The sequence below is a fragment of the Luteimonas sp. Soil_C_16 genome, from assembly GCF_057657295.1.
In genome coordinates this window covers 94,925-111,496 of record NZ_JBDGIS010000003.1, presented here as the reverse complement: position 1 = coordinate 111,496, position 16,572 = coordinate 94,925, and the positions used below count along the sequence as shown (strand labels likewise).

The following is a 16,572-nucleotide window of genomic DNA, read 5'->3' as shown; positions in this document are numbered from 1 at the left end:
CCGCGCGATGCCTTACTTCAGACCGTCGATCAGCTCGTCCACCGTCTCGGGTGTGAGCTTCTCGTGGTAATGACCGTTGATGACCACGACCGGCGCGCCGCAGCACGCAGCGACGCACTCTTCTTCGCGCTTGAGGAAGACGCGACCGTCGGCGGTGGATTCACCCAGCTTGCAGCCCAGCTTCTTCTCCGCGTGCGCGACGAGATCCTCGGCGCCGTTGAGCCAGCAGCTGATGTTGGTGCAGAACGCGACGTTGTTGCGGCCGACCTTCTCGGTCTCGAACATCGAGTAGAACGTCGCCACCTCGTAGGCCCACACCGGCGGCAGGTCCAGATACTTGGCGACGCCGGCGATCAGCTCGTCGGTCAGCCAGCCGTTGTTCTGCTCCTGCGCCGCGAACAGCCCCTGCAGCACCGCGGACCGCTTGCGGTCTTCGGGGAACTTGGTCAGCCAGTGATCGATGTGCGCGCGCGTGTCGCCGCTGAGCACGACCATCGGGTCGACGTTGCGGGCGTTCTCGAAATTGCCAGTCGCCTTCATCGGTCGACTTCTCCGAACACGATGTCATAGGTACCGATCATCGCCACCACGTCGGACAGCATGTGTCCGCTGGTGATGGCGTCCATCGACGAGAGATGTGCGAAACCGGGCGCGCGCAGGTGCACGCGGAACGGCTTGTTCGCGCCGTCGGAGACCAGGTAGCAGCCGAACTCGCCCTTCGGGGCTTCGACGGCGCTGTAGGTCTCGCCGGCAGGCACGCTGTAGCCCTCGGTGAACAGCTTGAAGTGATGGATCAACGCTTCCATGTCGTCCTTCATCGACTCACGCGACGGCGGCGACACCTTGTAGTTGTCCAGCATGACCGGGCCGGGATTCGCCCGCAGCCAGTTGACGCACTGCTGGATGATCTTCGCCGACTCGCGCATCTCGAACACGCGCACGAGATAGCGGTCGTAGCAGTCGCCATTGACGCCCACCGCGATGTCGAAATCGACTTCGGCGTACTTGGCGTAAGGCTGGGTCTTGCGCAGATCCCACTCGACGCCCGAACCGCGCAGCATCGGACCGGTCATGCCCCAGGCCTTGGCCAGGTCCGGCGGAATCACGCCGATGCCGACGGTGCGCTGCTTCCAGATGCGGTTGTCGGTGAGCAGGGTTTCGTACTCGTCGACGCGCTTGGGGAAATCCTTGGCGAATGCCTCGAGATAATCGAGCATCGAGCCGCCGCGCCACTTGTTGAAACGCTTGAGCTTCTCGCCCTTGCGCCAGCGCGACTCGGCGTACTGCGGCATCTGCGCAGGCAGGTCACGGTAGACGCCGCCGGGACGGTAATAGGTCGCGTGCATGCGCGCGCCCGACACCGCCTCGTAGACGTCCATCAACTCTTCGCGCTCGCGGAACGCGTAGAGCATCACCGCCATCGCGCCGAGATCGAGCGCGTTCGAGCCCACCCACATCAGGTGGTTGAGGATGCGGGTGATCTCGTCGAACAGCGTGCGGATCCACTGCGCGCGCTCGGGCGCCTCGATCCCCATCAGGGTCTCGATCGCGCGCACGTAGGCGTGCTCGTTGCACATCATCGACACGTAGTCGAGGCGATCCATGTAACCGATCGACTGGTTGAACGGCTTCGACTCGGCCAGCTTCTCGGTGCCCCGGTGCAGCAGGCCGATGTGCGGATCGGCGCGCATCACGGTCTCGCCGTCCATCTCCAGGATCAGGCGCAGCACGCCGTGCGCGGACGGGTGCTGGGGACCGAAGTTGAACGTGTAGTTGCGGATTTCCTGCTTCAGCGCTTCCGCACTCGGCGTCGCGTTGGTGTGCAGCGAGGTGGTCGGCACGGCGCTCACTTGGCAGCCTCCACGCGGCGCGCGGCCTGTTCGCCGCTTGCGGTCGCGAAACGGGCGTCGTCACGGATCACGCGCGGCACGCCGACACGCGGTTCGACCGAGGTCACCGGCTCGTACACCACGCGCTTGCGCTCGGCGTCGTAACGCACTTCGACATTGCCGATCAACGGGAAATCCTTGCGGAACGGATGACCGACGAACCCGTAGTCGGTCAGGATGCGGCGCAGATCCGGGTGACCTTCGAAGATCACGCCGAACAGATCGAAGGCTTCCCGCTCGAACCAGTTCGCGACCGGCCAGAGCACGGTCAGCGAGGACACCACCGGCAGATCGTCGCTGGGCGCGAAGCACTTCAGCGTCACGCGCTGGTTGTGCTGGATCGACAGCAACTGCGCGACCGCGGCGAAGCGGCGCTGCGGCACCGGAATCCCGGCATCGCCATGCGGCTGCGAGACCTGGCGGCTGCCGGTTTCGCCGAACTTGAAACGGCCCGGACCACGGCCTTCGACGCCGCGGCTGAAACCTTCGGAGGACACGTCGGTGTCCCATTCGTCACTGCCGTGGCCGAGATAGTCGACGCCGCAGACGTCGATCAGCGACTCGAAGCCGAATTCGTCGCGCAGCGCGCGCGCGGTATCGAGCCAGTCGCCGGCCGTGGTGATCGTCACCTCGCCGCGCGGCAGTGCGACCGCCACGTCGGCGTCGGAGAAGCGCGCGCGCAGACGCGCCGCGAACGCGGTGGAGGACTCACGCATCGCGCTGCCCCGTCTTGGTGTCGCCGAAGTTGGTGGCGCGGCGGATCTTTTTCTGCAACTGCAAGATGCCGTAGATCAGCGCTTCGGCCGTCGGCGGGCAGCCCGGCACGTAGACGTCGACCGGCACGATGCGATCGCAACCGCGCACCACCGAATACGAGTAGTGGTAGTAGCCGCCGCCGTTGGCGCAGCTGCCCATCGAGATGACCCACTTGGGATCCGGCATCTGGTCGTAGACCTTGCGCAGCGCCGGGGCCATCTTGTTGACCAGGGTGCCGGCCACGATCATCACGTCCGACTGGCGCGGCGACGGGCGGAACACCACGCCGTAGCGGTCGAGATCGAGGCGCGCCGCACCGGCGTGCATCATTTCCACCGCGCAGCAGGCGAGACCGAAGGTCATCGGCCACATCGAGCCGGTGCGTGCCCAGTTGAGCAGCACATCGGAACTGGTCGTGACGAAACCGCGCTCGAGCAGCGGGTTCTCGCCTTCCGGGCGCAGGATGTCGTCCACGCGGCCTTCCGGCAGCGGGTTGTTCATCAGGCGCGCGACGGTCTGGTTCACTCCCATTCCAGCGCTCCCTTCTTCCACACGTAGACGAAGCCGAGCAGCAGCATGCCGGCGAAGATGCCCATCTCGATCAGGCCCAGCACGCCGAGTTCGCGGAACACGGTGGCCCAGGGCACGATGAAGATGATTTCCAGATCGAAGACGATGAACTGGATCGCGATGAGGTAATAGCGCACGTCGAACTGCATGCGCGCGTCTTCGAAGGCTTCGAATCCGCACTCGTAGGGCGACAGCTTTTCCAGCGTCGGGCGCTTGGGCCCCAGCAGGTTGCCAATGATCAGCAAGGCAATGCCGATCCCCGTGGCAACGATCAGGAACAGCAGGGTCGGCAGATATTCGGCCAGCACTCGGATGTTCTCTCGGCTACGGCCGCAATGTGCGGCCTTGGCTCGGCGCCTGTGGACGCCGCATTCTCGAAGCGTCGGAGCGCTTCACGAAGGCCGGGCGATGCACGTTGTGCGATCGCCCGATTCCGGCAATTGTACCGGTTACAGAACTGGTGAGTAAACGATTTCCGCCGCTGCATACGCCGCTCATGGGCTGCATCGCGATGCAGCGCCGCACGGCACGTGAAGTGCGCGCGCGAATGATTCCTGTCCGCGCGCCGCCGCATACTTCCGCGCACGAAAAAGCCCCGCTTGCGCGAGGCTTTTCGTGTCCGATGCGCGTGACCCGCATCGCTTTTCCGGTTGGTGCCCAAGAGGGGACTCGAACCCCTACGACCTAAGCCGCTACCACCTCAAGGTAGTGCGTCTACCAATTCCGCCACCTGGGCAGGTCAACCTGAAACCTCATCCGGGCCTACCGCCCCGGCGAGCCGCGCATTGTAATCCCAATCAATCGTTCTGGGGAGTGGGCTGCGGCGATTCCTGCGAAGAATTTTCCGCCGCCGGCGGCGCGGCCGGGACTGCGCCCTCGGCAGACGGTGCAGCCGGCACGGTCGCGTCGGCGGGTGCGGGCGGTGCGACCGGCGCGCCTTCGACCGGCGCGGTCGGCACCTCGCCGCCCATGACGCCCAGGTCCATGTCCAGCGCGTTCGGATTGGCGCGATGCATCGCGTACCAGGCCATGAACAGCGTGATCGAGAAGAAGCTGATCGCCAGCCACTTCGTCGCCTTCGACAGGAAGTTCGACGAGCCGCGCGCGCCGAACACGGTCGCGGACGCACCGCCACCGAAGCCGGAACCGGCCGCGGCACCGGCGCCGCGCTGCATGAGGATCAACGCGATCATCGCGATGGCGATGATGACGAACAGGATGTTGAAGACGGTCAGCAGCATTGCGTGGGCGCTCTGGGGTGCCCGCGGACGGGCCTTGTGTCGGAATCGCCGGCTGCGCTCAGCGCGCGGCCGCGGCGACGATGGCCAGGAAGTCGTCGGCCGCCAGCGAGGCGCCACCGATCAATCCGCCGTCGACGTCGGGCTGCGAGAACAGCGCAGCGGCATTGTCGGGCTTGCAGCTGCCGCCATAGAGCAGCGGCAACGAATCGGCGATTCTAGCATCCTGTCCGGCGACCACGCCACGCAGGAAGGCGTGCACGGCCTGCGCCTGCTCGGCGCTGGCGGTCAGGCCGGTGCCGATCGCCCAGACCGGCTCGTAGGCGACGATCGCGCCATCGAATGCGGCCACACCGGCCTCGGCCAGCACGGTCCCGACCTGGGCGGCGATCACCGCTTCGGTACGGCCGGCCTCGCGCTGCTCGCGGGTCTCGCCCACGCACAGGATCGGCACCAGGCCGGCGGCGCGGGCGGCGATGAACTTCCGCGCGACCAGCGCGTCGTCCTCGCCGTGGTACTGGCGGCGCTCGGAATGGCCGACCAGCGTGTAGACGGCGCCGACGTCGGCCAGCATCGAGGCGGCCACCTCGCCGGTGTAGGCGCCCTTGGCGTGCGCGCTGACGTCCTGCGCGCCGAAGGCCACGCCGCGCCCCGAATGCGACTGCGTCAGCAGCGGGAGATACGGATACGGCGGCAGCACGATCGCCTCCACCCCGCCCGGTAGCCCGGCGGCGATGCCCTCGACGAGTTCGGTGGCGAATGTGCGGCTGCCCTGCAGCTTCCAGTTGCCGGCGACGATCCTGCGGCGCATGGGCGACTCCTTGAGACGAGAGGCGCAAGAGGATAGCCGATGCGCCTGCCGGCCCGGTTCAGGGACCACGCACTGCCGCGCGCCTGGGCTCCGCTGGCGCGGCAGCCGGTGCGGACGCCGCGACCGGCGGCGCGCGCAGCTCGACCTTCTGCTGCGTGGATACTTCCGGTGCCCAGGAACGGACACGGCGCCCTCGGGCGCCGTGTCTGCTTGCGTCTGACGCCGCTGACGCCTTACTTCAGCTTGATCTCGCGCAACCGCTCCTCGAGATAGCCCTGCGCGGTGATCGCTTCGGGATAGCGGCTCGGGTTGTCGGCGGTCACCGTCGACGGCAGCACGTCGATGACGAAGTCCGGATTCGGATGCAGGAAGAACGGCACCGAATACCGCGGCTTGCGGGCCTGCTCGCCCGGCGGATTGGTCACGCGGTGCGTCGTTGACGGATACACGTGGTTGGTCAGGCGCTGCAGCATGTCGCCGATGTTGACGACGATCGTGTCGGCGTCCGACGTGAAGGGCACCCACTCGCCATCACGCGACTTCACTTCCAGACCCGCCGCCGATGCGCCGACCAGCAGCGTGATCAGGTTGATGTCCTCGTGCGCGCCCGCGCGCTCGTTGGGAATGTCGTCCGAGGTGATCGGCGGGTAATGGATCGGGCGCAGGATCGAATTGCCGTAGTCGGTCTTGTCGACGAAGTAGTTCTCCGGCAGGCCGATGTGCAGCGCCAGCGCCGAGAGCACCTTCGAGCCAAGCTGGTCCAGCGTCTGATACAGGCCGTAGCCGTGTTCGCGGAAACCCGGGACTTCGGTCGGCCACAGGTTCGGCGGCATGACCTCGCGGTACTTGGAGTCGTCCGGAATCTCGCGGCCGATGTGCCAGAACTCCTTGAGGTCGAAGTGCTTTGCGCCCTTGGCGGTCTCGACGCCGAACGCGGTGTAGCCGCGCGCGCCGCCGCCGCCGGCCACGTGGTAGCGCTTCTTAACGTCTTCGGGCAGCGCGAAGAAGGCCTTGAACACGTCGTAGGCGCCGTCGATCTGCGCCTGCGCAATGCCGTGGCCGTTGATGCCGGCGAAGCCCCACTCTCGGTAGGCGGCGCCGAGTTCGGCGACGAAGGCTTCGCGATCCGTGTCGAAACGGCGGATGTCGAGGGTCGGGATGCGTGCGCTCATGGCGGAATCCTTGGGTCAGGCAGCGGCCGCGCGCACGGCGTCGGCCAGTTGGTCGAGTGTCGATTGCATCAGGGTGTCGTCGTCGGCTTCGACGGTCACGCGCACGACCGGCTCGGTCCCCGACGGACGCAGGAACGCGCGCCCGCGGCCCTGCACGGCGGCCTGCGCATCGGCGAGCGCGGCCTGCACGGCCGGCGCCTCGACGGGCTTGGACGCACCTTCGTAACGCACGTTGACGGTCTTCTGCGGCACCTTCGACAGGCCGTGCAACGCTTCCTGCAGCGACGCGCCGCGGCGGCGCAGCACTTCCAGCACCTGCAGCGCGCTGATGATGCCGTCGCCGGTCGTCGCGCGATCCAGACACAGCAGATGCCCGGAGGTTTCGCCGCCGAGCACGCCCTCGTGTTCGAGCAGCATCTGGTGCACGTAGCGGTCGCCGACTTTGGCGCGCGCGAAGCCGATGCCGGCCTCGCCGAATGCGCGCTCCAGGCCGTAATTGCTCATCAGCGTGCCGACCACCGGACCCTGCAGGCGGCCCGACTGCTGCCAGTCGCGCGCGAGCACGTACAGCAGGTCGTCGCCGTCTCGCACGGTGCCGTTGGCGTCGACGAACAGCACACGATCGCCGTCGCCGTCGAAGGCGATGCCGAGGTTCGCGCCGCTGCGGCTGACGCGCTCGCTCAGGTGTTCGGGATGGGTCGAGCCGACGCCATCGTTGATGTTGACGCCGTTGGGTTCGGCGCCGATCACCTCGACCTGCGCGCCGAGTTCGCGCAGCACGATCGGACCGACCTGGTAGGTCGCGCCGTTCGCGCAGTCGACGACGATGCGCATGCCGTCGAGATCGAATCCACGAGGCACCGAGGCCTTGCAGGCTTCCACGTAGCGGCCGACGGCATCGCGCGTGCGCACGGCCTTGCCGAGCTTCTCGGACGCCACGGTGCGGAACGGCTGGTCGAGCGCGGCCTCGATCGCGAGTTCGGTCGCATCGTCGAGCTTCTCGCCCTGCGCGCTGAAGAACTTGATGCCGTTGTCGTGATGCGGATTGTGCGAGGCGGAAATGACGATGCCACCGTCGGCGCCGAGCGAGCGCGTCAGGTGCGCCACGGCCGGCGTGGGCATCGGGCCCATCAGCTGCACGTCGACGCCGGCCGCGACCAGTCCGGCCTCGAGCGCGGCCTCGAACATGTAGTTCGAGATGCGCGTGTCCTTGCCGATCAGCACCTGCGGACGACGCCAGTCCCCGCCGCGTCCGCGCAGCGAATGGCCGTAGGCATTGCCCAGGCGCAGCACGAAATCGGCGGAGATCGAACCCTCACCGACCCGCCCGCGAATGCCGTCGGTACCGAAGTACCTGCGGCTCACGCAGCGGCCTCGGTCGGCATGTCCTGCTTCGTCAGCAGCGCCAGCAGGTGGGCCACGCGCGGACGCATCTCGCGACGGTCGCAGATCTGATCGATCGCGCCGTGCTCGAGCAGGAATTCCGATGTCTGGAAGCCTTCGGGCAGGGTCTCGCGCACGGTCTGTTCGATCACGCGCGGGCCGGCGAACCCGATCAGCGCTTCGGGCTCGGCCAGGTTGATGTCGCCGAGCATCGCGAACGACGCCGACGTGCCGCCGTAGGTCGGGTTGGTCAACACCGAGATGTACGGCAGGCCGGCTTCGCGCAGTCGCGCCAGCGCAGCCGAGGTCTTGGCCATCTGCAGCAGCGAGAACATGCTTTCCTGCATGCGCATGCCGCCACTGGCGGCGAAGCTCACGAGCGGCGCCTGCAGGGCGAGCGCCTGTTCCGCGGCGCGAGCGAACTTCTCGCCGCCGACCGAGCCCATCGAGCCGCCCATGTAGGCGAAGTCCATCGCGCAGGCGACGATCGGGCGCTGCATCAGCGTGCCCTGCATCGCGATCAGCGTGTCGCGCTCACCGGTGGCGCGCTGCGCGGCCTTGATGCGGTCCGAATACTTCTTCTGGTCCTTGAACTTCAGGATGTCGGTCGGGCCCAGATCGGCCGCGATCTCCTGCAGGCTGCCCGCGTCCAGGAACGCCTTCAGGCGCGCGCGGGCACGGATCGCACGATGGAAGTTGCACTTCGGGCAGACCTCCAGATTCTCTTCGAGCTCCGGGCCGTACAGCACGGTGCTGCAGCGCTCGCACTTCTCCCACAGACCCTCGGGCACGCTGCGCTTCTTGGCCGCGGGCGCATCGGTGCGGATGCGCGGCGGCATGATCTTCTGCAACCAGGACATGGGCGTTTTTCTCCCGGCGGCCGCAACGGGGCCGCAAAGCGCGGAAGTGTAACCGACGGGCCGTTGGGCTTCCGGCGGGGGGCGTACGGCTCATACCGCGCCCGCCCGACCCGTCGTGGAGGGTATCGAGCCCCCGGCGCCCGCAGGGAACGGCTCGAATCCCGCGCTTGTTCAGCCTGCGTCGAGCGCCTTGCGCAGCGGCATGAGGAATGCCCCCGCACGCGCGGCAGCCTCGTCCGCATCTGCCGCGCCGTCGAGTGCCGCGACCAGCGCACTGCCGACCACCACGCCATCGGCATCGACCGCCATCGCCGCAGCGCTCGCGGCGTCGCGGATGCCGAAACCGGCCACCACCGGTGCGCGACTGGCAGCGCGGATGGTCCGCAACCGGGACGAGGCCTGCGCGGTGTCGAGCCGGTCCGCCGCGCCGGTCACACCCGCGAAGCTGACGTAGTACAGATAGCCCTGCGCCCCTGCGCACAGCGCCTCGATGCGCGCATCGGTAGTCGTCGGCGACGCCAGCAACACCAGCGCGATGCCGGCGCCATCGAAGGCCGCGCGGAATTCGTCGGCCTCCTCGGGCGGCAGATCGACCAGCAGGACGCCATCCACGCCCGCATCGCCTGCCTGCTTCGCGAACGTCGCCGCGCCACGGATGTCGATCGGATTGAGGTACCCCATCAGCACGACCGGCGTGGCGTCGTCCTGCGTGCGGAAGTGGCGCACCGCGTCGAGCACGTAGGTCATGCCCGCGCCCCGCCCCAGCGCGCGCTCGGAACTGCGCTGGATCGTCGGGCCGTCGGCCATCGGGTCGGAGAACGGCACGCCGAGTTCGATGACATCAGCCCCGGCCGCGACCAGTGCATGCATCACCGGCACCGTGGCTTCGAGCGAGGGATCGCCGGCGGTGAAGAACGGAATCAGCGCTTTGCGGCCGGCGGCGCGGAGCGCGGCGAAACGGGTGTCGATGCGGTTCATGGGTTCCGGCGTTGAAAGGTTCGATTGGGAGGGCGATGCAGACATCAGACGCATCCTTCCGACAACGTGATCGCGTCAGCCAGACCCGGTTGCCACCATCGCTCATGTCCCACTCCGGTCCGAACCCGGTGATATCGACGGCATCTCCGATGCGGAACTCGCCGACACGGTCATGCGGCCACGCATCGGCGGATGCGGGCATCGCCGTGAGGGACAGCATGGCTGCCAGCAAGCAGACGCCCGTTCTCACAGTACGAACCCTTCCCGCTGCGCGATCGTGTGCACGTCCTTGTCGCCGCGACCGGACAGGTTGGCGAGCACGATCGCGTCCTTCGGCAGCTCGCGGGCGAGCTTGATCGCCTGCGCGATGGCGTGGCTGGATTCGAGTGCGGCGAGGATGCCTTCGGTCTTCGCGAGCTGGTGGAACGCGGCCAACGCTTCGTCGTCGGTGATGCCGACGTACTGCGCGCGGCCGGCGTCGGCGAGGAAGGAATGCTCGGGTCCGACGCCCGGGTAATCGAGGCCGGCGGACACCGAATGCGTTTCGGTGATCTGGCCGTCGTCGTCGCAGATCACGTAGGTGCGGTTGCCGTGCAGCACACCGGGGCGGCCGGCGGCGATCGAAGCTGCATGACGTCCGGTGTCGATACCGTCGCCCGCCGCTTCGGCGCCGACGATGCGCACGCCCGGATCGTTGAGGAACGCGTGGAACAGGCCGATCGCGTTGCTGCCGCCGCCGACGCAGGCGGTGATCGCATCGGGCAGGCGGCCGTATTCGGCCAGCATCTGTTCGCGCGCTTCGCGGCCGACGATGGCGTTGAAGTCACGGACCATGCGCGGGTACGGATCGGGACCGGCGACGGTGCCGATGATGTAGAAGGTGTCGGCGATGTTGGTCACCCAGTCGCGCATCGCCTCGTTGAGCGCGTCCTTGAGCGTCGCCGAGCCCGAGGTCACCGGCACGACTTCCGCACCCAGCAGGCGCATCCGGTAGACGTTGATCTTCTGCCGCTCGATGTCGGTCGCGCCCATGTAGACCACGCACTCCAGACCGAGCCGCGCGGCCACGGTGGCCGATGCGACGCCATGCTGGCCGGCGCCGGTCTCGGCGATGATCCGGGTCTTGCCCATGCGGCTGGCGAGCAGCGCCTGGCCGATGGTGTTGTTGATCTTGTGCGCGCCGGTGTGGTTCAGGTCCTCGCGCTTGAGCAGGATGCGCGCGCCACCGACGGCGTCGCTCAGCCGTTCGGCGTGATAGATCGGGCTCGGCCGGCCGACGTAATGCGCGAGGTCCTTGTCGAACGCCTGCTGGAACGCGGGATCGGCCTTGGCGGTGTCGTAGGCCGCCGCGAGTTCGGCGATGGGCCCCATCAGGGTCTCGGCGACGAAGCGCCCGCCATAGCGGCCGAAATGGCCGTTGGCGTCGGGATAGGCGTGAAAATCGGTGATCGGAGGCTGCGACATCGGGAGGTGCACGGTGCGGGCTGGCTTGCACTCTAACGCACACGTCGCGCGTCCAGAATCGATAAGATCTGACGCATACGTCAGGAAATCTCACATGACCGAACCCGAGCTGCCGCCGCTCAATGCGCTGCGCGCCTTCGAGGCCGCCGCCCGCCTGGGCAGCCTGAGCCGAGCGGCCGAAGCGCTGCACGTGACCCACGGTGCGGTCAGCCGCCAGGTGCGCCTGCTCGAAGACGCGCTCGGCATACCGCTGTTCGTGCGTGCAGGCCGCGGCCTGCGGCTCACGCCGGCCGGCATGCGCATGCGCGACGCCGCCGGCGATGCGTTCGCGCGCCTGCAGGGCGCAGCCGCGGCGATCCGCCGCTCGGGCACGTCGCCTGCGCGGGTGCTGGGCTGCCCGGGCAGCCTGCTCGCCCGCTGGATGATTCCGCGACTGCCGCGCCTGAGCGATGCCCTGCCCGATCTGAAGTTGCATCTGTCGCCGCATGAAGGCGCGTTCCCGGCATCGCTGGACGGATTCGATGCGGCGCTGCTGATCGGCACGTCGCCGTGGCCGGCCGCGTGGACGGTGCGCGCACTCGCGCCGGAGCGGATCGGCCCGGTACTCAGTGCACGCCACTCGGACGCGACACGCCTCGCAGCACTGACGCCCAATGCGCTGTTGCGCGAACCGCTGCTGCACACCACCTCGCGCCCGCAGGCGTGGCCGACGTGGGCCGCGTTGCACGGCGCCGCGTCGCCCGACGATCTCGGCACGGGATTCGAGCATCTGTATTTCCTGCTCGAAGCCGCGGCCGCCGGCCTCGGTGTCGCCATCGCGCCGCAGGAACTCGTCGCCGACGATCTCGCCGCCGGCCGTCTGCTCGCGCCGTGGGGGTTCGTCGAAACGGATGCGCAGTGGATTCTGGCGACGCGGCGCGACGATGACGATGCGCGACTCGATGCGCTGGCGGCGTGGCTCCGACACGAGCTGGCCTGACGTCGACAGGCCATCGTGGGAGCGCGCTCACGCGCGATGGGGCGCTACCGGAAAGTGCCGTCGCGCACGAGCGCGCACAGGCATCTACATTCCGGAGCTGACGATCAGCGCGTGCCGCGCACCGCCTCAACGAATGCGCGCATCCGCGCCGCATCCTTGATGCCCGGCGCGGATTCGATGCCGCTGGACACATCGACGCCTGCCGGACGCGCAATGTCGATCGCCTGCGCGACGTTGCCCGCGTCGAGGCCGCCCGCGAGCCAGAACGGCTTATCCAGCGACGCCGGCAGCGCGGCCCAGTCGAAGCGTTCGCCACTGCCACCGGGTTCGCCTGCAGCATGACCGTCGAACAGGAACGCCGAAGCGTTCGGCCACGCATCGAGCGTGCGCAGCGCCGCGGCCGGATCGCCGCCCATCGCGATCGCCTTCCAGTACGGCAGACCGAACCCCGCGCAGAACGCGTCGTCCTCCGCGCCGTGGAACTGCAGGATGTCCGGCCGCACGGTCGACACGATGGCCGCGACTTCGTCGGCCGGGTTGTCCATCGTCAACGCGACGACGCGGATCGACGCCGGCACCGCCTCGCGCAACACGCGCGCATCCTCGGGCGTCAGGCGACGCGCACTGCGCGCCGCGAACACGAAACCGATGCAGTCGACGCCGAGTGCAACCGCTTCGGCGACGTCTTCAGCGCGGGTCAGGCCGCAGAACTTGATCAAGGTGCGTGACATGGCGACAGCCTAACGTCGCCCGCGCGTGTTCGCGCGCTTGACAGCACATCAGGCGATGCACACGCTACGCGCCGCCGGCAGGGGGTGCCGTCAGGGACGACGACAGGTGGACAGGGATGTGCGGTCACGACCGCTGTCCTGCCGCGCCCTTCGTTCTATCCGATGAATCGCCCCGATCTTGAGGTCCGCGTCATGTCCGACGCGCGGTCGGCACGCAGCTCGTTTCGCGCACTAGCGCGCGCCGCATCCGGAAGGCTGCGAGCATGTCCGCGGCTGCATGACAGGGGGAATTCCATGACATCCACATCCATTCCACGCGCGCTTCTCTTCGTTGCATTGGCGGCGGCATTGCCGGTCCACGCGCAGAGCCTGTCGCCCGCCTGGACCGAGTACCGCGAACGTACGCAGTCCGATGCGCCGGCTACGGCGCCGACCGACACGCACAGCACCGACGCTGCACCTGCAACCGTGGCACCCGCGCAGCCGGCGTACGCACCAGCCGCCAGCGCGCCGGTCGCGCATGCATCGGAGAGCGCATACGTCGCTACGCCCGCCGATGGCGCGCGTGGCGCGTTCTTCGTGGCCGCGCAGGCCGGTCAGGCGTGGATCGTCGATGACGTCCGCCAGGACACCCGGGCCATCAGCGCCGGTTATCGATGGCAGGCGGGTCCGGTCGTGCAGGTCGGCATCGAAGGGGTATACGGACGCATCGACGACAAGGCCTTCAGCGAGGCCGGCCGGCCCTACCGCACCGGCGAGGCCGATTACGCCAGCCTGGGCGCGAACGCACGCTTCCAGTTTGGCCGCAGCCCTATGTTCGCGATGACGCGCCTCGGCTACTGGCGCGCCGATACCGAGACGGTGTTTGGTAGCGAAATCGTAGACGGCGGCTATGCAGGCGTCGGTCTCGGGGCCGACTTCAGCCGACACGTCAATCTGACGCTGGCGTACACCTTCCACGCGTACGCGACCCGATATGGATACGACACGTACGACTTCGACATCAATCGAGCCGACCTGGTGATGCTCGGCCTCGAAGCCCGCTTCTGAACCAGAACGGTCCGGGCGCCATGCGCCCGGATCTCAGGTCAGCGTCACTTCCGCCGGCAACTCCCACTCCGGCGGATAGAGCGGCCCCAGGAACACGAGACCGGCCGCCGGCGCGGTGGGCCCTGCGACGCTGCGATCGCGCCCGGCCAACAGCTCGCCGATCCAGGCTTCAGGCTGCTCGCCGGCGCCGACGACGAGCAGCGAACCGACGATATTGCGCACCATATGATGCAGGAACGCGTTGGCCTGCACTTCGACGATGACCTCGTCGCCGTCGCGCGTCACCGCGATGCGTTGCAGGTCACGACGCGCATGCGGGGCCTGGCAGTGCACGGTGCGGAAGGCGGAGAAATCCTGTTCGCCCAGCAACGCCTGCGCGGCGCGGTGCATGGCGTCGGCATCGAGCGGGCGCAGCTCCCACGACAGGTATTGGCGGTGCAACGCCGGCCGCACCGGGCGGTTGATGAGCCGATAGCGGTAATGCCGCGCGCGCGCGGAGAAGCGGGCGCTGAAATCGTCGGACACCGGCTGTGCCCAGCGCACGCAGACCGCGGGCGGCAGGTGCGCGGTGGTGCCGAGCATCCACGCACGCGGCGTGCGCACGGCGTCGGTGTCGAAATGCACGACCTGGCAGCGCGCGTGCACACCGGCATCGGTACGGCCGGCGCACGTGGTCACGACCGGATGCGCGGCGACGCGCGACAGCGCGTTCTCGAGCGCGGCCTGCACGGAGCCGGGCCCGGTCTCGGCCGCCTTGCCCAGCCGCTGCCAACCGTGAAACCCATGGCCGTCGTACTCGACGCCAATCGCGACCCGCATCGTGTGGCTCAGCCCAGTGTGCGCAGCAGTTGCGCGGCCTGCGCGGCGGCCGCCAGATCGTCGCCTTCCACCACTTCCAGCAGCAGGCTGCGCGCCGTGTCGGTGTCGCCCAGATCGATGTAGGCGCGCGCCAGCTCGATGCGCTCCACGCCGATCGGCGTCTCGACGGCGTCGCCGCTGTCGAGTTCGACCGGCGCGTTGCCGGCCGGCGTCGCATCGACGACCGGTACGGCCTCGGGTTCGACCGGCTCGACCGGCGATGCCGTCGGCGCGTGCCAGGTGGGGCCGCCGGACACGGGCGACGCGACGACCGGCGCAGGGTCGACGACCGGTGCAGGCGCTTCCCGCGCGAACGCAGGCGGTGTCGCCGGCTCCGGCACGGTCACCACCGGCGCGGCCGGTTCGGCGGTCGACGTCGGCAGACCCGCGGCCAGCGCGGCGCTGTCGAACGGACGCTTCGGGGTCGGCGTGCGGCCACGACGGCCGAGCAGGAAAGCGAGCGCGGCGACGACGAGGATCGCGACGCCCAGCCACAGCCACGGCAGCGGTGCAGCCACGCTGGTCTGCTGTTGGTTGCTCGCGTCCATGCGCTGTTGCGCAGCGGCGAGTTCGGCGTCCTTGAGCTGGATCAGCTGCTGCTGTTGCTGCTGCAGCTGTTCGAGATCGTCGAGGCGGGCCTTGAGTTCGTCGATCTCCGCGGTACGCGCGGCGACGGTCTCGTTGGCCTGTTGCAGTTCCTGACGCAGCATGTCGCCTCCAGCGCCGGCAGCGATGCCGGATTGGGTGCCCGCCGGCTGGCTGTCGCTGGCGGGCGGTGTGATTTCGAGTCGTGCATCAGCGGTGCGCGGGGCCGCGGCCGGCGGCGCAGCGGCCGCCGCCGTCGGCGTCGCATCGGCGACCGGGTCCGCAGGCTGCGGCGCGGGACGGCGCATCTCGCGCCACTGGCCCACCTGTTCGCGCACCACGGCATTCGCCTCGGCAGCGCTGAACTGCGACCAGGCATCGCGCGCCGGCACCCGCAGCACCGCGCCCTGGCGGATCAGATTGAGGTTGCCGCCGATGAAGGCATCCGGGTTCGTGCGCAACAGCAGCAGCATCGCCTGGTTGACGCTGATGCCGGCCTCGTCGGCGAGCGGCGCGGCGATCGACGACAGCGTCTGTCCCGGGCGTACTGCGGGCAGCGCATCGCCCGGCGTGACGGCAGCGGCGGCAGGACGCGCCGCGGGTGCGGGCGTCGGGGCAGAAGCAGGTGCCGGAGTTGGCGGAGGCGGTATCGTCGCGATCGCATCGCTGGCCGGCGCCGGCTCTGCGGGCGCGGACGCCTGCTGCGGCGGCGGCGCGGGCGGTGCCTGCACGGGCGCAGGCGCAGCAGCCGGCGGACGCACGATGCTCGGTGCCGGCGCGGCCACCGGCGCCTGGATCGTCGGCTGCGCGGGCGCAGCGACGGTATCGGGCACGGCAACCAGCGCGGAGTATTCGCGAACCAGACGGCCCTGCCCCCAGTCGACTTCGACCAGGAACGTCAGCGCTTCCTGCGTCACCGGAGCGGCGCTGGTGACACGGATCACCGGACGCCCGCTCCGGTCGAGCGCGACATTGAACTGCAGATCGGACACCACACCGCGCGGCGGCTCGAGGCCGATGCGCGCGAAGGTCTCGGGCGATGCGAGACGTGCCTGCAGCTGGCGCAGCTCGGCCGGATCGCTGGAGACGACGGGAATTTCCGCCAGCAGCGGTTGGCCCTGCTGCGAGCGGACCTCGATGCGGCCCAGCCCCAGCGCGAGCACGGGCCCGGCCAGGGCCAACAGGCCACCGGCCAGCAACAGACGCGGAAGGATGCGCGACACGAACGTCCCCTGTTTCTTGCGGGCT

Annotated in this window: 17 protein-coding genes and 1 tRNA gene; 2 read left to right on the top strand and 16 right to left on the bottom strand. The window is 68.7% G+C overall.

The features are described from left to right. Positions 1–12: 12 nt before the first annotated feature. The 13 genes from nuoE to trpB all read right to left on the bottom strand — a co-directional run bounded on the left by nuoE (position 13) and on the right by trpB (position 11,121). On the bottom strand, positions 13–540 hold the full coding sequence (nuoE, locus tag AC3A5T_RS06890) for an NADH-quinone oxidoreductase subunit NuoE (RefSeq protein ID WP_332078689.1): 528 nt from the start codon (positions 538–540) through the stop codon (positions 13–15). Beyond that, complete coding sequence (locus AC3A5T_RS06885) at positions 537–1,841, bottom strand: NADH-quinone oxidoreductase subunit D (protein ID WP_487628189.1); 1,305 nt, start codon at positions 1,839–1,841, stop codon at positions 537–539. The genes nuoE and AC3A5T_RS06885 overlap by 4 nt, the downstream gene beginning before the upstream one ends. Before the next feature lie 5 nt (positions 1,842–1,846). After that, entirely contained in the window at positions 1,847–2,605 is a 759-nt protein-coding gene (locus AC3A5T_RS06880) for an NADH-quinone oxidoreductase subunit C (protein ID WP_487627948.1), read from the bottom strand. Beyond that, positions 2,598–3,176, bottom strand: a complete 579-nt coding sequence (locus tag AC3A5T_RS06875; RefSeq protein WP_159679482.1) for a NuoB/complex I 20 kDa subunit family protein — start codon at positions 3,174–3,176, stop codon at positions 2,598–2,600. The genes AC3A5T_RS06880 and AC3A5T_RS06875 overlap by 8 nt, the downstream gene beginning before the upstream one ends. Continuing rightward, positions 3,167–3,523, bottom strand: coding sequence for an NADH-quinone oxidoreductase subunit A (locus AC3A5T_RS06870; protein ID WP_159679484.1), 357 nt, complete (start codon positions 3,521–3,523; stop codon positions 3,167–3,169). Before AC3A5T_RS06870 ends, AC3A5T_RS06875 begins: the two co-directional genes overlap by 10 nt. A 343-nt stretch (positions 3,524–3,866) precedes the next feature. Further along, positions 3,867–3,951, bottom strand: a tRNA-Leu gene (locus AC3A5T_RS06865). Positions 3,952–4,012: 61 nt separating this feature from the next. After that, a complete protein-coding gene (secG, locus tag AC3A5T_RS06860) occupies positions 4,013–4,456 on the bottom strand; it encodes a preprotein translocase subunit SecG (RefSeq protein ID WP_487627947.1) in 444 nt (147 codons plus the stop codon). Between the two features lie 58 nt (positions 4,457–4,514). After that, the gene (gene tpiA, locus AC3A5T_RS06855) at positions 4,515–5,264 is read right to left on the bottom strand and encodes a triose-phosphate isomerase (RefSeq protein WP_487627946.1); all 750 of its coding nucleotides are present in this window, start codon (positions 5,262–5,264) and stop codon (positions 4,515–4,517) included. A 233-nt stretch (positions 5,265–5,497) separates the two neighbouring features. Beyond that, positions 5,498–6,436 (bottom strand): isopenicillin N synthase family dioxygenase, encoded by a 939-nt coding sequence (locus tag AC3A5T_RS06850; RefSeq protein WP_487627945.1) that lies wholly within the window; start codon positions 6,434–6,436, stop codon positions 5,498–5,500. Between the two features lie 15 nt (positions 6,437–6,451). Continuing rightward, positions 6,452–7,801 carry a phosphoglucosamine mutase gene (glmM, locus tag AC3A5T_RS06845; protein ID WP_487627944.1) on the bottom strand — a complete coding sequence of 450 codons (1,350 nt, stop codon included), beginning with the start codon at positions 7,799–7,801 and terminating at the stop codon, positions 6,452–6,454. Beyond that, positions 7,798–8,679 carry an acetyl-CoA carboxylase, carboxyltransferase subunit beta gene (accD, locus tag AC3A5T_RS06840; protein WP_332078683.1) on the bottom strand — a complete coding sequence of 294 codons (882 nt, stop codon included), beginning with the start codon at positions 8,677–8,679 and terminating at the stop codon, positions 7,798–7,800. Before accD ends, glmM begins: the two co-directional genes overlap by 4 nt. 171 nt (positions 8,680–8,850) lie before the next feature. Next, complete coding sequence (gene trpA, locus AC3A5T_RS06835; RefSeq protein ID WP_487627943.1) at positions 8,851–9,657, bottom strand: tryptophan synthase subunit alpha; 807 nt, start codon at positions 9,655–9,657, stop codon at positions 8,851–8,853. Positions 9,658–9,903: 246 nt separating this feature from the next. Continuing rightward, entirely contained in the window at positions 9,904–11,121 is a 1,218-nt protein-coding gene (gene trpB / locus AC3A5T_RS06830; RefSeq protein WP_487627942.1) for a tryptophan synthase subunit beta, read from the bottom strand. A 94-nt stretch (positions 11,122–11,215) separates the two neighbouring features. Between trpB and AC3A5T_RS06825 the strand changes: the two genes are divergently transcribed. After that, positions 11,216–12,100 carry a LysR family transcriptional regulator gene (locus AC3A5T_RS06825; RefSeq protein WP_487627941.1) on the top strand — a complete coding sequence of 295 codons (885 nt, stop codon included), beginning with the start codon at positions 11,216–11,218 and terminating at the stop codon, positions 12,098–12,100. Between the two features lie 104 nt (positions 12,101–12,204). Here AC3A5T_RS06825 and AC3A5T_RS06820 read toward each other — a convergent pair whose 3' ends face one another. Then, positions 12,205–12,831: a phosphoribosylanthranilate isomerase gene (locus AC3A5T_RS06820; RefSeq protein ID WP_487627940.1), complete on the bottom strand. Its 627-nt coding sequence runs from the start codon at positions 12,829–12,831 to the stop codon at positions 12,205–12,207. A gap of 294 nt (positions 12,832–13,125) precedes the next feature. Between AC3A5T_RS06820 and AC3A5T_RS06815 the strand changes: the two genes are divergently transcribed. Then, positions 13,126–13,881, top strand: coding sequence for an outer membrane protein (locus AC3A5T_RS06815; protein ID WP_487627939.1), 756 nt, complete (start codon positions 13,126–13,128; stop codon positions 13,879–13,881). 33 nt (positions 13,882–13,914) lie between these two features. On the opposite strand, the gene truA is transcribed toward AC3A5T_RS06815, so the two are convergent. Continuing rightward, positions 13,915–14,700 (bottom strand): tRNA pseudouridine(38-40) synthase TruA, encoded by a 786-nt coding sequence (gene truA / locus AC3A5T_RS06810; protein WP_487627938.1) that lies wholly within the window; start codon positions 14,698–14,700, stop codon positions 13,915–13,917. A gap of 8 nt (positions 14,701–14,708) precedes the next feature. Next, entirely contained in the window at positions 14,709–16,547 is a 1,839-nt protein-coding gene (locus tag AC3A5T_RS06805) for a FimV/HubP family polar landmark protein (protein ID WP_487627937.1), read from the bottom strand. Between the last annotated feature and the right edge of the window lie 25 nt (positions 16,548–16,572).

Excerpts from the sequence above, each read along its gene's own strand:
- tpiA (WP_487627946.1), bottom strand. The coding sequence starts at position 5,264 with ATGCGCCGCAGGATCGTCGCCGGCAACTGGAAGCTGCAGGGCAGCCGC.
- accD (WP_332078683.1), bottom strand. The coding sequence starts at position 8,679 with ATGTCCTGGTTGCAGAAGATCATGCCGCCGCGCATCCGCACCGATGCG.
- trpB (WP_487627942.1), bottom strand. The coding sequence starts at position 11,121 with ATGTCGCAGCCTCCGATCACCGATTTTCACGCCTATCCCGACGCCAAC.
- secG (WP_487627947.1), bottom strand. The coding sequence starts at position 4,456 with ATGCTGCTGACCGTCTTCAACATCCTGTTCGTCATCATCGCCATCGCG.
- AC3A5T_RS06825 (WP_487627941.1), top strand. The coding sequence starts at position 11,216 with ATGACCGAACCCGAGCTGCCGCCGCTCAATGCGCTGCGCGCCTTCGAG.
- AC3A5T_RS06815 (WP_487627939.1), top strand. The coding sequence starts at position 13,126 with ATGACATCCACATCCATTCCACGCGCGCTTCTCTTCGTTGCATTGGCG.
- truA (WP_487627938.1), bottom strand. The coding sequence starts at position 14,700 with ATGCGGGTCGCGATTGGCGTCGAGTACGACGGCCATGGGTTTCACGGT.
- AC3A5T_RS06850 (WP_487627945.1), bottom strand. The coding sequence starts at position 6,436 with ATGAGCGCACGCATCCCGACCCTCGACATCCGCCGTTTCGACACGGAT.
- AC3A5T_RS06820 (WP_487627940.1), bottom strand. The coding sequence starts at position 12,831 with ATGTCACGCACCTTGATCAAGTTCTGCGGCCTGACCCGCGCTGAAGAC.
- AC3A5T_RS06880 (WP_487627948.1), bottom strand. The coding sequence starts at position 2,605 with ATGCGTGAGTCCTCCACCGCGTTCGCGGCGCGTCTGCGCGCGCGCTTC.
- AC3A5T_RS06875 (WP_159679482.1), bottom strand. The coding sequence starts at position 3,176 with ATGGGAGTGAACCAGACCGTCGCGCGCCTGATGAACAACCCGCTGCCG.
- trpA (WP_487627943.1), bottom strand. The coding sequence starts at position 9,657 with ATGAACCGCATCGACACCCGTTTCGCCGCGCTCCGCGCCGCCGGCCGC.
- nuoE (WP_332078689.1), bottom strand. The coding sequence starts at position 540 with ATGAAGGCGACTGGCAATTTCGAGAACGCCCGCAACGTCGACCCGATG.